General features: G+C 65.9%; 13 protein-coding genes. 6 read left to right on the top strand and 7 right to left on the bottom strand.

The features are described 5' to 3' along the window. The first annotated feature begins 30 nt into the window (after positions 1-30). Positions 31-1,305 carry a fatty acid desaturase family protein gene (locus tag ACVWWN_RS33510; RefSeq protein WP_457147684.1) on the top strand — a complete coding sequence of 425 codons (1,275 nt, stop codon included), beginning with the start codon at positions 31-33 and terminating at the stop codon, positions 1,303-1,305. A 185-nt stretch (positions 1,306-1,490) separates the two neighbouring features. Here the strand turns inward: ACVWWN_RS33510 and ACVWWN_RS33505 are convergent, their stop codons facing one another. The 5 genes from ACVWWN_RS33505 to ACVWWN_RS33485 all read right to left on the bottom strand — a co-directional run bounded on the left by ACVWWN_RS33505 (position 1,491) and on the right by ACVWWN_RS33485 (position 6,274). Beyond that, positions 1,491-2,456: a ferritin-like domain-containing protein gene (locus ACVWWN_RS33505; RefSeq protein ID WP_457147683.1), complete on the bottom strand. Its 966-nt coding sequence runs from the start codon at positions 2,454-2,456 to the stop codon at positions 1,491-1,493. 514 nt (positions 2,457-2,970) lie between these two features. Next, on the bottom strand, positions 2,971-3,819 hold the full coding sequence (locus tag ACVWWN_RS33500) for an aldo/keto reductase (RefSeq protein WP_457147682.1): 849 nt from the start codon (positions 3,817-3,819) through the stop codon (positions 2,971-2,973). Between the two features lie 500 nt (positions 3,820-4,319). After that, entirely contained in the window at positions 4,320-5,252 is a 933-nt protein-coding gene (locus tag ACVWWN_RS33495; RefSeq protein ID WP_457147681.1) for a class I SAM-dependent methyltransferase, read from the bottom strand. A 345-nt stretch (positions 5,253-5,597) separates the two neighbouring features. Next, a complete protein-coding gene (locus ACVWWN_RS33490) occupies positions 5,598-5,747 on the bottom strand; it encodes a hypothetical protein (protein ID WP_457147680.1) in 150 nt (49 codons plus the stop codon). 95 nt (positions 5,748-5,842) lie between these two features. After that, positions 5,843-6,274, bottom strand: a complete 432-nt coding sequence (locus ACVWWN_RS33485; RefSeq protein ID WP_457147679.1) for a tautomerase family protein — start codon at positions 6,272-6,274, stop codon at positions 5,843-5,845. 429 nt (positions 6,275-6,703) lie between these two features. Between ACVWWN_RS33485 and ACVWWN_RS33480 the strand changes: the two genes are divergently transcribed. Next, on the top strand, positions 6,704-7,219 hold the full coding sequence (locus ACVWWN_RS33480) for a winged helix-turn-helix transcriptional regulator (protein WP_457147678.1): 516 nt from the start codon (positions 6,704-6,706) through the stop codon (positions 7,217-7,219). Positions 7,220-7,266: 47 nt separating this feature from the next. Here ACVWWN_RS33480 and rsgA read toward each other — a convergent pair whose 3' ends face one another. Both rsgA and aroA read right to left on the bottom strand, forming a co-directional pair. Further along, complete coding sequence (gene rsgA / locus ACVWWN_RS33475; RefSeq protein ID WP_457147677.1) at positions 7,267-8,247, bottom strand: ribosome small subunit-dependent GTPase A; 981 nt, start codon at positions 8,245-8,247, stop codon at positions 7,267-7,269. Next, positions 8,244-9,551, bottom strand: coding sequence for a 3-phosphoshikimate 1-carboxyvinyltransferase (gene aroA / locus ACVWWN_RS33470; RefSeq protein ID WP_457149373.1), 1,308 nt, complete (start codon positions 9,549-9,551; stop codon positions 8,244-8,246). Before aroA ends, rsgA begins: the two co-directional genes overlap by 4 nt. Positions 9,552-9,623: 72 nt before the next feature. Here aroA and ACVWWN_RS33465 point away from each other — a divergent pair, with 72 nt between their 5' ends. Genes ACVWWN_RS33465 through ACVWWN_RS33450 form a run of 4 tightly spaced genes read left to right on the top strand, consistent with a single transcriptional unit; the run spans position 9,624 to position 14,326 of the window. Next, positions 9,624-10,415, top strand: coding sequence for an SOS response-associated peptidase (locus tag ACVWWN_RS33465; protein ID WP_457147676.1), 792 nt, complete (start codon positions 9,624-9,626; stop codon positions 10,413-10,415). Then, positions 10,412-11,938 carry a DUF7782 domain-containing protein gene (locus ACVWWN_RS33460; protein WP_457147675.1) on the top strand — a complete coding sequence of 509 codons (1,527 nt, stop codon included), beginning with the start codon at positions 10,412-10,414 and terminating at the stop codon, positions 11,936-11,938. Before ACVWWN_RS33465 ends, ACVWWN_RS33460 begins: the two co-directional genes overlap by 4 nt. A 30-nt stretch (positions 11,939-11,968) precedes the next feature. Beyond that, complete coding sequence (locus ACVWWN_RS33455; protein ID WP_457147674.1) at positions 11,969-12,721, top strand: YqjF family protein; 753 nt, start codon at positions 11,969-11,971, stop codon at positions 12,719-12,721. A 60-nt stretch (positions 12,722-12,781) separates the two neighbouring features. Continuing rightward, positions 12,782-14,326 carry an aldehyde dehydrogenase family protein gene (locus ACVWWN_RS33450; protein WP_457147673.1) on the top strand — a complete coding sequence of 515 codons (1,545 nt, stop codon included), beginning with the start codon at positions 12,782-12,784 and terminating at the stop codon, positions 14,324-14,326. Positions 14,327-14,386 lie beyond the last annotated feature (60 nt).

Below are 14,386 nucleotides of genomic sequence, written 5' to 3'. Positions count from 1 at the left end.
TAGAGTAGGAAGCCGAAGGGAGGCAGAACAATGGCAATTACCGACGTACCGGAATTCGCGCATCTGACCGATGCCGACATCGAGAGCCTGGCTGTCGAGCTGGACGCGATCCGCCAGGACATCGAGGACTCCCGCGGGGCGCGCGACTCGCGCTATATCCGCCGGACCATTGCAGCCCAGCGGGCGCTCGAGGTGGCCGGCCGGGTGATGTTGGCCGCGGGCTCGCGGCGGTCGGCGTGGTGGGCAGGCACGGTGACTCTGGGCATCTCCAAGATCATCGAGAACATGGAGATCGGCCACAACGTCATGCACGGCCAATGGGATTGGATGAACGATCCCGAGATTCACTCCTCGACGTGGGAGTGGGACATGAGTGGGTCGTCCAAGCACTGGCGCTTCACCCACAACTTCATGCATCACAAGTACACCAACATTCTCGGCATGGACGACGACGTGGGCTACGGCGTCATTCGAGTCACCCGGGACGCGAAGTGGAAGCCGTTCAATCTGTACGGCAACCTCCTCTTCAACACGCTTCTGGCGATCGGCTTCGAGTGGGGTGTCGGGCTTCAGCACCTGGAACTCGGCAAGATCTTCAAGAATCGTGACGACCGTGCCGCCACGCTGGTGCGCGTGCGCGAGTTCGGCGTCAAGGCCGGTCACCAGGTGGCCAAGGACTACATCGTCTGGCCCGTTCTGACGTCCCTGTCGCCCGGCGCGACGTACAAGTCGACGCTGCGGGCCAACGCGGTCGCCAATGTGATCCGCAACGTATGGGCCAACGCGGTGATCTTCTGTGGTCACTTCCCCGACGGTGCGGAGAAGTTCACCAAGACCGACATGGTGGGCGAGTCCAAGGGGCAGTGGTATCTGCGCCAGATGCTGGGCAGCGCCAACTTCGAGAACGGTCCGCTGTTGCGGTTCATGAGCGGCAATCTCTGCCATCAGATCGAGCACCACCTCTACCCGGATCTGCCGAGCAACCGGCTGCACGAGATCTCCATCCGGGTCAGGGAGATCTGCGACAAGTACGACCTGCCGTACACGACGGGCTCGTTCCTGGTGCAGTACGGCAAGACGTGGCGGACCATCGCCAAGCTGTCGCTGCCAGACAAGTACCTGCGCGACACTCGTGATGACGCACCGGAGACCCGCAGCGAGCGGATGTTCGACGAACTGGGGCCCGGCTTCGCTATGACCGATCCCGTCACCGGACGGCGGCGCGGGCTCAAGACCGCGATCGCCACTGTTCGCGGCTGGCGGCGCACCAAGCGTGCCGAGAAGCGCCAGGATCTCGCCGCTTAGCTCAGGCAGTCTCGGAAGCTTCGGAAGCGAAAAGCCCTCCCCGCCCGGGGAGGGCTTTTTCGTACCGCGCGCACGCCGTTCCCCTGACAGCGGTCTACCGCCGCTGATCAGACCCGACAACGACGAGACCCTCCCCAACCGGGGAGGGTCTCGACGGTTTCGCTCACTTAGGCCATCTGGGCGAATCAGTTGACGCCGACAACCTCCTGGGCGATCTCCGCCACCCGCGTCTGGGCGGCCGAGACGACACGCTGTCGATTCTTGTGCGCCTCTTCGTAGGCGATGATCGCGCGGATGTCGGCCGGGTCCGTCAGGTCTTTGACCGCGGCCACCGCGTCCGCAACGGTCAACTCATCGAAGTCGACGATCGGGAGTTCTTCGGCGTCGAGCACACCGCCTGTCGTCCGTGCGGCGTGCAGGGCGTCGGCGGCGCCGTCGGCACCTTCGGCACGAACCACTGTCTCGGCGCTGTGCAGTGCCGCGTCGCGCGATGCGGCAGCCGCCTTGACCGCCACGTCGCCGGCATGCTGGGCGCGGTGTACGAGATCGTCGAAGGCCGGGCTCGCCGACCGTACGGCTTCGGCGAACCGTTCGACGGCGCGTGACGACCAGTTCCTTGGCAGGTTGGCCAGCTTGACGGCGGTGCCGGCCGCGGCTTGCAGCGGTGTGCACCGCAATGCGGCAGGACCACCGAGGGCCTCCTCGGCCAGCACTGTCGTCAGCCAATTCACCGTCGCGGTGTGCGCGGTGATCAGGCGTTCGGCCAAGGCCTGCACGTCGGCGTTCTTCGCCGCCACGGCCAACGCCTTGATGTAGCGCGCCCGGTCGACAAGCTGGTCCTCCAGCGCCAGGTCACCCAGCAGTGCCTCGTCGAACGGTTGCGCCTGCTCGGTCAGCGCCTTGACGGCGGCCGCCGCGCGGCCGAGGAAGGGGGCGACGGTGTCGGGAAAGCCGCCCAGATCCCGGATCGCCTTCTCGATCGCCTGGGCGCGAATTCGGCCGTTTTCGGCGTTCTGTGTCAACTCGCGCCGCACGGCCTCGGTGAGGGCTTGGGCCATCCGGGTTTCGGCGATCTGGATCTCGGTGTGCGTCAGATCAAGCACGGTCCGCAACTGCGTGACGAGGGTCGCTTCGGTAGTGGTCGTGGTCATGACGGATTCGCTCCTTGTGCGTTGACGATTTTGGTCGGCACTCAAGGCACCTGTTTCGTCGGCTACCCCGAGTGCGGGGTGGGCTGAACGAATACCGCGTGTGACATGGGTCGCAATCCGCTGGCTGTCCCCCGATCGGGGAGGGGCGGTTCCTCCCGGAACGCGCCGATCTGCGGACATGCAACCCGACACGCAACGGGCAGGGCTGAGTTATCCGCGGAGACCGCCGGAGTTAAACGAAAATTCAACTCACACAGGAGATCTGAGACCAATGAGCAAGAACATCGCCCGCACCTTGACCTTGTCCGTCGGGTCGGTCGGCCTCATCGGCGGCGCCGCCCTCGCGATGGCGGGCGTGGCCAATGCGACGCCCACGCCGCCCCGGAGTCAGTGCCGGGCTGGCACGGTCACCACGGAGTCTGGCACGTGCAGAACGTGCAGCCGGGCTACCACCGCTGATCAAACACCGAACCCCTCCCGCAACGGGGAGGGGCTCAGTCGTCTGCGGCCGAATTCAGTCGGGGATGTAGTCGAACTTGTCGGGATCCGGGCCCCGCCGGCCCGCCTCGCCCTTGTTCAGCGACGTCAGCGCGTCCATATCGGCGGCGCCCAGTTCGAAGTCGAAGAGTTCCAGGTTCTCTTTGATCCGCTGTGGTGTGACGGATTTCGGGAAGACGATGTCACCGCGTTGGATGTGCCAGCGCAGCACCACCTGCGCGGGAGTCCTCTCGGCCGCCTTGGCGATACGCTCGACGATCGGGTCGTCGAGCACCGCGCCCTGCGCAATCGGCGACCACGCTTCGGTGGCGATGCCGTGCTTCTGACCGTAGGACCGAACTTCTTCGTTGCCGAAGTACGGGTGCACCTCGATCTGATTCACGGCCGGTACGGTGTCCGTTTCCCGGGCCAGGCGCTCCAGATGGGCGGTCTGGAAGTTCGACACCCCGATGCTGCGGGCACGCCCGTCTTTCTTGAACTCCTCGAGAACTTCCCACGTCGAGACGAAGTCGCCGTCGTACAGCGTCGGCAACGGCCAGTGGATCAGGAACAGGTCGACGTGGTCGAAACCGAGCGCTTCGAGCGTCCCGTCGAAGGCACGCCTGGCGTCATCAGGTTTGTGGTACCCGTTGTTCAACTTGCTGGTGATGTACACATCACCGCGGTCGATGCCGGCGTCCCGAATTCCACGGCCGACGCCTTCCTCGTTTCGGTACATCTCGGCGGTATCAATATGACGGTAACCGGCCTCCAGCGCCGTCTTGACCGCGTCGGCCGTCTCCTCCGGATCGATCTGGAAGACGCCGAACCCCATCTGCGGGATCTCGGTGCCGTCGTTCAACTCGATCGAGGGTACTTTGCTCACTCTCTTGCTCCTTCCGCCGCGTATCAGCATGCCCGATACCCAAGGCGGACAAACGCCGCGCGGTGCCGATTCCTTCCCCTGATCGGGGGATAGGTGATTCATCCGGTGGAGGGGCTGATCGCCCGACAGACCGGGGGGCAGTCTTGAGTCATCGCCGGAGAGTACCGGCGCAACACGAAAAACGAACTGACACAGGAGATCTGAGAATCATGACGATCAACATCGTCCGCACCTTCGCGTTGTCCGTCGTATCGGCCGGCATCGTCGGTGGTGCCGCGCTGGGGATGGCCGGGATGGCGAACGCTGCTACTGCGACGCAACCGAGCGGTCGGGGTACTCGTACTCGCCGCAGGTCAAGGCGCATCCGGCACTGGAAGCGATGCCGGGTTGGCACGGTCATCACGGTGTGTGGCGCGTCCAGAACGTGCAGCCGGCCTACCACCGCTGATCAGCCAACGACAACGAAGAGGCCCCTCCCAACCGGGGAGGGCCTCCGCGCGTCACCGCGCCTTGACTGAGGTGCAGTAATAGTTGTCACCGAAGGCCGCTTCGCCGTCGACCTCGGGAACCTTCGGCAGGCCGGCAGCAACGAGCAGATCCTGCAACCGGGTCTGGACCGAACTCCAGCCCCGGCCATCGAGATACTCGACGACGTCGTGTCGCTCATCCGAATAGCCGAGCTGCCCGAGCTCGATGTCGAATCCGTGTTCCTGCCAACGCTTCGTGACTTCATCCATGGCATCCCACAACTGGTTCCCATCTGTGGAGTTCGACATCACCGCCACCTCCGAAGCCAGCCGGCTGTCGTCGGCGCTCAGCGCGGTGATGTTGTCCAGCAGACGGTCCTGGGCAGCCGACGGGAGAAACGGCAGCAGCCCCTCAGCGGTCCACGCCGTCGGTTTCCCGGCGTCGAAGCCGGCCTCGCGCAGGGCGGCGGGCCAGTCCTGGCGAAGATCGATGGGAACCGTCTGCACCTGGGCGGTCGGCGAGGCGTTCAGCTGCGCCAGCGAGGTGGCTTTGAACGCGAGGACTTCCGGCTGATCGATTTCGAACACCACCGTGCCTGCCGGCCAGCCAAGCCGGTATCCGCGCGCATCGAGACCCGAGGCGAGGATGACGACCTGGCGGATGCCCGTAGCGGTCGCATCGGTCAGGAATTCGTCGAAGTACCGGGTCCGCACGGCGAGCAGGTCGGTCATCTGCTGCATCCCCCAGAACGAACCGGGAACGTCGACGTCGGCGGCGGCGAGTTCGCCGGTCGCCCACCGAGTGAAGAAGTCGACGCCGACAGCCCGCACCAGGGACTCGGCGAAGCGGTCATCGATCAGGCCGGCTCTGGTGGCGCGCGCCCTGCCTGCGGCGACCAACGTGGCGGTCGCGCCGACGCTTGTCGCCAGGTCCCACGTGTCGTCAGGTGTCCGTTCAGCACTCACTTAGTCGATTTAACTCTTAGCCTAGTTAACGAGCAATGTGCCGAAGGAGACTCTCAGGCTTCCCGCAGCGCCGCCAGGCTAGCTGACGCGTGTCACCGGGTTGGCTCCATGGCGACGGCCGATGACGTTCGACGCCGAGAACTCCAGGGTCCATAGGTTGCCGTGGTACGGACAATTTGCGGCCATGGCAGACACCAGATCGTCGACGGTCTCAGCGGCTCCCAACGCGGTAGCAAAGTCCTGAATGTACGAACGTTATTGGGCGATCATGGAATCGGCCGCGTAATCGTCACCGTCGGGGCCGCCGGGGGCCGGCGGTGACCATTTCGGGTTGCAGATTCTCGATCAAGTCGAGGTGCTCAGCCAGTCTTGCCACTCCGAGGGCGTGGAAAGGCCGAGCATCGCTGCTGGGCTGATATCTTCCTGTTTGACATCGATGATGTGCAAAGGTGATCTGTCGACGAAAACCATGTCGCCCTCGATCGGTTCGGGCAATGGCCCTCCCTTGAATGTGTTGGTCGATCACGCGTGTCGCGTGGTGTCGACGAAAGTCGGCGACACCGCGCGCGACGTACCGGCGGCAGCTAGGGTCAGACCGCCTCGTAGGGGACCGGCCGGTTCTCTCGAGCCCACAGTTTCTCGGCTTCCGAACTGGCCCGCGGCGGCACCAAACCCTGCACCTGCCACAAGTCAAACGGCGTTTCGTCGACGTGAATCTCCCAGTCGTATCCGCGATCCTTCACAAAGGGAGCGATCTTCGCTTCGACGCGCTTCATCGCCGCCCTGCGAAGTTCGGTGGTCGGCAGATGTCGGGCGATGTGTTCGCCCACGAGACGCACGAAGTTGTTCCGCGGCTCGGCGCCGATGAAGAAGTCGCCCTCGGGCATCTCGTGGAAAAGCACATTGACATAGAACTTCGGCAGGCCCGCGTCGACGTAGGGGCCCATCAGCGCGGCTGACAGGGCCTTCTTGTCCTCGGCGGAGTACGCGCCGACCGGAGTGTAGAGATGCCAGAGGGGCATGGGTTAGCTCCTTTGATTGGTGGTGTTCGGTTCTCACGCAAGCCTACGAATCCGATTAGTTAACGCAACCACTTGTGATATTGGAGCAGATTGGCACCGTGCTGTTAGACGGCTTTCTTCATATCCCTGAAATGATCGATCGCGGGCCGGGAATCGTTATGGCACATACTTTCAACGACGTAAGGCTTCTTCGGGGCATCTGATGCTCGCACTGACACAACTGAAGTTGACGTGACCGTCCGGCGGCCCGAAAGGCTCATCGCGCATCCTGGAGTCACTTGGGCGCCAACCCAACACATTCGATGTGGGATGTGCGGCACGCGACTGCTGAGCTCAACACGTGCCGGTCAAGGCGTCCCAGCCCGACTGCTGGTTGTAATCTGCAATCAGTGTCCGTGACGTCGAGACATCCGAGAATGAAGGTATCCGGTGGCTACAACTGGTCGCTCAATCTGTCCGATCAATCTGACCGTCGAACTGCTGGGCGATCGGTGGAGCATTATCGTGTTGCGCGACATCATGTTCGCCGATCGGCGCCACTTTCGCGTACTCCTTCAGAACTCCGAGGAGAAAATTGCCTCCAACATCCTCGCTTCTCGGCTGCGAAACCTCGTCGAGGGTGGCCTCCTGAGCGCGGCCGAAGACGACAGCCATAAGCAGAAAATTGTCTACAGCCTAAGTGAGGCGGCCATCGATTTTCTGCCCACGATGATCTCGATCGGCACCTGGGGCAACAAGCATCTGCCGGCCAGTCCGATTACCGGACCCTTTTTTACTTACGTACACGATCAAGGTCCTCGGATATGGCAAGAACTCGCCGACGATCTTCGACATCGCCACATTGGTGCTCCGGCGCCCAAGTCTTCTGCAGCGACGATGAACTCGATGATGGTTGCCTACGGTCGACAGCTTCGAGCGACCAGACGGCGCTCGTCGCCCGAGTAGCCAAAAATTCGCACTGCCAGCGGTTTCGCGTGGTGTGCGCTTGGTGATCAGGCTTCCCGCAGCGCCGCCAGTAGCCGGCGGGCGGCGGCGACGCGACCCGAGGCGGGTCCGGTCAAGGTGTCCAGAGCGCACTCCGGGTCGGCGGGCGGGCCCATATGTCCGCAGCCACGAGGGCAATCCGTGATCGTCTCGGCCAGATCGGAGAAGGCAAGCAGGACGTCGTCAGGCGCGATATGGGCCAGCCCGAACGATCGGATGCCGGGCGTGTCGATAACCCATCCGCCCAGGCTCAGCGGCAAAGCCACCGACTGCGACGACGTATGTCGGCCTTTCCCCACTCCCGATACATCGCCGGTGGCTCGATCGGCCTCTGGTACAAGACGATTCACGAGCGTGGACTTGCCGACACCGGAATGGCCGAGAAGCACCGTCACCCTATCTCTCAGCAGCGGGGCGACGACGTCGAGTGGGTCGTCGCGGCCCGCGATGGTGATCGTGAGGTCGAGGTCGGCGAACTGCTCGGCGAACGGTTCCGGAGGGGCGAGATCAGTTTTGGTCAGACACAGGATCGGCTCGAGCCCACCGGCGTAGGCGGCAATCAGCGTGCGCTCCACCAGGCCGGTGCGGGGCGGCGGGTCGGCCAGAGCAACCACGACGAGGAGTTGGTCGGCGTTGGCGACGATGACGCGTTCGGTGGGATCGGTGTCGTCGGCGGTGCGCCGCAACACGGTTCGCCGCTCACCGCGCCGGACGATGCGGGCCAGGGTGTCCGTTTTCCCGGACAGGTCTCCGACGATGCCGACGTCGTCGCCGACCACGATCGGCGTGCGGCCCAATTCACGCGCCCGCATCGCGGTGACGCGCTGGTCGGGATGGCGGCCCACCGCACAGCCCCACCGTCCGCGATCGACGGTGACCACCATGGCCTCGCGGGCGTCGGCGTGTTCGGGTCGGGTCTTGGTTCGCGGCCGCGAGCCTCGGCCGGGGCGGACCCGGACATCGGACTCGTCGTACTCGCGAGGGCTCAAGACCTTGGTTCACCCTCGGGTCCGGACTGGCCGGCGAGCATGTCCTCCCACATCCGCGGAAAGTCCGGCAGCGTCTTGGCGGTGGTACCGATGTCTTCCACCTCGACGCCGGGCACGCGCAGCCCGACGATGGCGCCCGCGGTGGCCATCCGGTGGTCGGCGTAGGACCGCCAGAGGCCACCGTGGAGCGGTTGCGCCGTGATCACCAACCCGTCGGGCGTCTCGGCGCATCGGCCGCCGAGGCCGTTGATCTCGGTCGACAGCGCCGCGAGCCGGTCGGTCTCGTGGCCGCGCAGGTGCGCCACGCCGCTCAGCCGTGAAACGGACCCCGGCGACGCCAGAGCCGCGAGCGCGGCCACGGCGGGTGTCAACTCGCCGACATCGTGCAGGTCCACTTCGAAGCCGCCGTAAATCTGGGCGCCCTGGACTTCGAGATAAGAATTGGCATGGCGCACAACCGAACCCAATTTTTCCAGGATCGCCATGATGGCATCCGCGGGCTGGGTGCTGACCAGCGGCCATCCCGTGACCCGTACCGTCCCGCCGCTGGCAACCGCCGCGGCGAGAAACGGCACGGCGTTGGACAGGTCCGGCTCGATGACCCACTTCCGGGCCGCGACCGAGCCTGGGGACACCCGCCACCGGTTGGCCTGAACATTGTCGATCTCGACGCCCGCGTCGCGCAGCATCGACACCGTCATAGCGACGTGTGGCGCCGACGGCACGGAGTCACCGGTGTGCACGATCGTCAGTCCGTCGGTGAAGGCGGCACCGGACAGCAGCAGCCCGGACACGAACTGCGACGAGGCCGACGCGTCGATCTCCACCGTGCCGCCGGTCACCGATCCGGCACCCCGGACGGCGAAGGGCAGACCGTCGCCGTCGATGTTCACGCCGAGCCCGCGCAGCGCGTTCAGCAGCGGAGCGATGGGCCGCACGCGGGCCTGTTCGTCGCCGTCGAAGGTGATGGTCCCGGTGCTCAGGGCGGCCACCGGCGGGACGAACCGCAGCACCGTGCCGGCCAGTCCGCAGTCGATGCGGGTCTCCGCCGCCGGGGCGATGGTGCCGCTGACGGTCAGCTCGGTGTCGTCTGTCCTGATGTGCTCCACGGTGACGCCCAGGGCGCGGATCGCGCCGATCATCAGATCGGTGTCACGGCTGCGCAGCGCGCCGCTGATGGTCGACGTACCGTGCGCGGTGGCCAGTGCCGCCAGTACCAGGGCGCGGTTGGTCTGCGATTTCGAGCCCGGCACGGTGACCGTGGCGTGCACCGGGCCGACCGTCGAGGGTGCCCGCCAGTTCAGTCCTTGCTCCTCGCGTTCCGAACTCACGGCCCCTATCCTGCCTTGTCGGCACTTTCTGCCACCATGGGTTCTATGTGTGGGCGATTTGCGGTGACCACCGATCCGGCGCTGCTGGCTGAGAAGATCCACGCCATCGACGAGAGCAACGCGGGCACGGCGGCAACGTCGTCGCAGAAGGACGCATCGAACGCGAACTACAACGTCGCGCCGACCACAACCATCAGCACGGTCGTCAAGCGCCACAGTGAGCCCGACGACGAATCGAGCCGGCGGGTGCGGTCGATGCGCTGGGGTCTGGTCCCGCCGTGGGCCAAGACGGGCGAGGATGGTGGACCCGACACCAAGGGCCCACTGCTCATCAACGCCAGGGCCGAGAAGGTCAGCACCTCGCCGGCATTTCGGAGTTCCGCCAACAACAAGCGGTGCCTGGTGCCGATGGACGGGTGGTACGAGTGGCGGCCCAACGGCGAAGCCGCCTCGGGCAAGAAAGCGCCGAAGACGCCCTTCTACATGTACGGCGGTGACGGTGAACTGCTGTACATGGCCGGGCTGTGGACCACATGGCGGCCCAAGAGCGCTCCCAAAGATGCTCCGCCGCTGCTGAGTTGCACGATCATCACCACCGACGCGGCCGGTCCGCTCGCCGAGATCCACGACCGGATGCCGCTGACCATCAGCCAATCAGACTGGGACCGATGGCTCGACCCCGACGCACCGATAGACGAGGGTCTGCTGCGTGGCCACGGCGATCTGGACCGCATCGAGATCCGTGAGGTGTCGCGGCTGGTGAACAGCATCCGCAACAACGGCCCCGAGCTGATCGAGCCTGCCGATCCGGAGCCCGAACAAGCCACCCTGCTTTGACGGAACCGCTGGCACCCTCCTGGCCGCTGCAGTCGGGCGCCGTCGTCGACGCCCTCGCCGCCGATCTGCGGTCCGCGGGTTACACCAATGATGGCGTCACCGACCTGCTGGGCGCCGATGCCGGCGTTGCCTTCAGCTCGGGACGGTGGTGGTCGGCGGTGCGCGCCACCGAGCGCGCGATACCGGAGCGGCAGCAGCTGGCCGTGCTGGTGCGGCTGTTCCTGCTCGGCGCCGACGAAACCCGCGACCGCCTCGCGCGGGCGCTGCCGACAGTCGGTGTGGATGCGCTGGTCACCAACGGCGTCGTCGAGACGACATCGACCGGAACGCTGCGTGCGGCGCTGGATATCCGTCCGCACAGCGACGGGGTGCGCGACTTCCTGGTGGTTTCCGATCTGGACGCCGCGCTTCGTCCCGGACCGGTGCGCCATGATCACGTCCTCGGTATCGGTGGTGCGTCGGTGTCGTTAGCCCACGCCGTGGTTCGCAGCCCGGTCGGTCGCGCGCTGGACCTCGGCACCGGCTGCGGCATCCAGGCGCTGCACCTGAATGCGCACTGTGATGCCGTCGTGGCCACCGACACCAACGAGCGGGCGCTCGCGGTGGCCGCGGTCACCGCCCGGTTCAACGGCATGTCATGGGATCTGCGCCGCGGCAGTCTGTTCGAGCCGGTGGACGGCGAGCGGTTCGACCTCATCGTGACCAACCCGCCGTTCGTGGTGGGTGCCGGAACGCTGGACTATCAGTACCGCGACTCGGGTATGGCTGGAGATGCGTTAAGCCGCAACATCGTCGAGCAGATCGGTGATCATCTCGAACCGGGCGGCGCGGCACAGATCATGGCCAATTGGATCGTGCGCGACGGACACGACTGGCGCGAGCGCGTGTCAGGCTGGCTGGCCGGTACCGGCCTGCACGCGTGGGTGGTGCAGCGTGAGTTCGCCGACCCGGTCAGCTACGTGTCGCTGTGGACAACCGACGCGGGGGAGCTCCCGGAGGAGGCGGCACGCCGCGGCGGGCGGTGGCTGGACTGGTTCGAGGCGGAGGGCATCGCAGGGGTGGGGATGGGCATGGTCACGCTGCGCGCCCCGCGTGGGGATGAGCGTCGCCCGCCCGATGTGGTGCTCGAGGAGATCGTCGGCGCCGACGAGGCGCTCACCGGCCCCGAGGTGGACGCGTTCTTCGTCCGTCGCGAATACCTGCACGACACCACCGACGACCAGTTGCTCGCCGCGCGGATATCCACCGCGCCGGTGCTTCTCGAAGAGCACGCGTTGCCTGGCCCCGACGGTTGGCAGACCGTCGGATCCGCGGTGCGCCGCCCGGGCGGCCCGGCCGCGGTCGTCGGCGTCGACGAGGTGTCCCGGGCGCTGTTCGCCGGCTGCCGCGGCGAGGTGCCACTGGGCACGTTGATCGACCTGCTCGCCGCATTCCATGGTGTCGACGCCGCTGCACTGGCCACCGCGGCGTTGCCCGTGGTCCGAGAAGCGATCGGACGCGGAATTCTCTACCAGGCGGACTGAGTCAGGCCCGCTACGTGTCACGATGACGAGGTGACCGGCACACCCGACCCGCCATCGTCGCTGACCGGCTATCCGGTGAGCGCTCCGCCGCTGCCTCGTCCGGTGTTCTTCGGCCAACACTGGGCTGACGCCGCCTTCATTCACTGGCCGGTGCACCCGGACCGCGTCGCGCAGCTCTACCCGCAGGGCACGCGCCCCGATGTCTTCGCCGACGGGCTGACGTACGTCGGCTTGGTGCCGTTCGCGGTGCGGCGCACCGCAGTGGGCGCGGCGCTGATGCTTCCGTATTTCGGCAGCTTCGCCGAGACCAACATCCGGCTGTACACGACGGACGACGCCGACCGCCACGGTGTGCTGTTCCGTTCGCTGGAGACATCCCGGCTTGCCGTGGTGCCGCTGACCCGGATCGGGCTCGGCGTGCCGTACACCTGGGCGAGAATGCGGATCGATCGCTCCGGTGACGTGATGACCTACGACAGCGTGCGCCGTTGGCCGCGCCGCGGTCTGCGCAGTCGACTGTCGATCCGCATCGGCCGTCGGGTGGACGCGACGCCGCTGGAAACGTGGTTGACCGCGCGCTGGGGTGCTCATACGCGCAAGGCGGGCCGCACCTGGTGGATTCCGAACGATCACGAGCCGTGGCCGCTGCACGCCGCCGACATCGTCGATCTGGAGGACGACCTACTCGCGGCGAGCGGTGTGGTGCCGGCCGGCGACCGCCTGCGCGCGCTGTTCTCACCGGGAGTGCACGTCCGGTTCGGGCGCCCCACGCCGGTGAACTGACTGAAGTCGGGTATGCGAATACTCGACATTCGGAGTGTCAACAGTGTGACGCTGCTACCCATGACCGATCTGCACGCCAAACCGCAGCTCACCACCATCGAAGTACGCAATCCCGCCAACGGGTCTGTCGTCGGCTCTGTCGCGATCGATTCTCCCGACACCGTTGCCGCCAAGGCACGCGAACTGCGCCTCTATCAACCGGAGTGGGCAGCGATAGGCGCCAGAGGCCGCAGGACCTGGCTGCAAAAGTTCCAGGACTGGATCCTCGACAACGCCGAGCACATCACTGATGTGGTGCAGTCGGAGACGGGTAAGCCGAGGGCCGAGGCGTCCATCGAAGCGCCCCTTTCCGCCGATCTGTTGAATTACTTTGCCCGCAACGCCGAGGCTTTCCTGGCCGACCGTCACCCCAAGCCACACAGCCCGCTGGCCAAGATGAAGCGACTCACCGCGGTGAATCATCCGTACCCGGTGGTCGGCCTGATCATCCCGTGGAACTTCCCGTTCATGAACGCCCCTGTCGACGGAATTCCGGCTCTCGCCGCCGGCGCTTCCCTGCTCCTCAAACCGTCGGAGGTCACCCCGCTCAGCGCGGTCGAATTCATCAGGGGTTGGACGGAAATCGGCGCTCCGCCGGTGATGGCTCTGGTCAATGGTTATGCCGAGACCGGTGCCGCCGTGATCGCCAACTCTGATTACGTGCACTTCACGGGGTCGACAGCGACGGGCCGCAAGGTCGCCGTGGCCTGTGCGGAGCGCCTGATCCCCTACAGCCTGGAACTCGGTGGCAAGGATCCCGCTCTGGTGTTGGCCGACGCCGACCTGGAGCGGGCGGCCAACGGCATCGCATGGGGCGGGATGTTCAATTCCGGTCAGGCGTGCGTCTCGGTCGAACGTGTTTACGTCGAGGCGCCGGTGTACGACGAGTTCGTCGTCAGGCTCACCGAGAAGGTGAGCCGGCTGCGCCAGGGCCAGGACGACCACCGCTACCGGTTCGACGTGGGAGCGATCGCCACCGTGGCGCAGCGCGAAATCGTGCGGCGTCACGTCGACGAAGCGGTCGCCGGCGGGGCGCGGGTGACCACCGGGGGCAAGCCGACCGGCGTCGGCACCTTCTTCCAGCCCACCGTGTTGGCCGACGTCGACCAGTCGATGTCGTGCATGAAGGAGGAGACGTTCGGCCCGACCTTGCCGGTGGTCAAGGTCGCCGACGAGGAGGAGGCCATCCGGCTGGCCAACGACTCGACGTACGGCCTGTCGGCGACGGTGTGGACCGGGGACAACGCGCGGGGCGAACGGGTGGCGCGTCGACTCGAGGCGGGCGCGGTCAACATCAACGATGCGATGGCCAACGGGTTCAGCTTCGCCCTGCCGATGCCCGGCTGGAAGAACTCCGGTATCGGCTCTCGCAACGGCGGCGCGGACGGGTTGCTGAAATACACACGTCCGCAAGCGATTACGACGCCACGGATTCCGACGCAGTCTCGTGAGCTGCTCTGGTACCCCTACTCGAAGGGCAAATTCCGCGTCACGATGGGCATCTTCCGGGTCGCCGCCGCCCACGGGTTGCGCCGCGTGGGCATTGCGCGGGGACGCCGCGGATGAAGTGTCGGGCGGCGATCCTGCGGGGAGTCGGTAAAGGACTGGGACATCGACGAGGTCACG

This window comes from Mycobacterium sp. URHB0021 (assembly GCF_054057895.1).
Note: the sequence above shows the minus strand (reverse complement) of the source record. Positions and strands in the feature narration are given on the sequence as shown.

What these genes read in the sequence shown, in the direction of transcription:
- ACVWWN_RS33485 (WP_457147679.1), bottom strand. Translation starts at nt 6,274, where the DNA reads ATGCCCCTCTGGCATCTCTACACTCCGGTCGGCGCGTACTCCGCCGAG.
- ACVWWN_RS33510 (WP_457147684.1), top strand. Translation starts at nt 31, where the DNA reads ATGGCAATTACCGACGTACCGGAATTCGCGCATCTGACCGATGCCGAC.
- ACVWWN_RS33465 (WP_457147676.1), top strand. Translation starts at nt 9,624, where the DNA reads ATGTGTGGGCGATTTGCGGTGACCACCGATCCGGCGCTGCTGGCTGAG.
- ACVWWN_RS33450 (WP_457147673.1), top strand. Translation starts at nt 12,782, where the DNA reads ATGACCGATCTGCACGCCAAACCGCAGCTCACCACCATCGAAGTACGC.
- ACVWWN_RS33505 (WP_457147683.1), bottom strand. Translation starts at nt 2,456, where the DNA reads ATGACCACGACCACTACCGAAGCGACCCTCGTCACGCAGTTGCGGACC.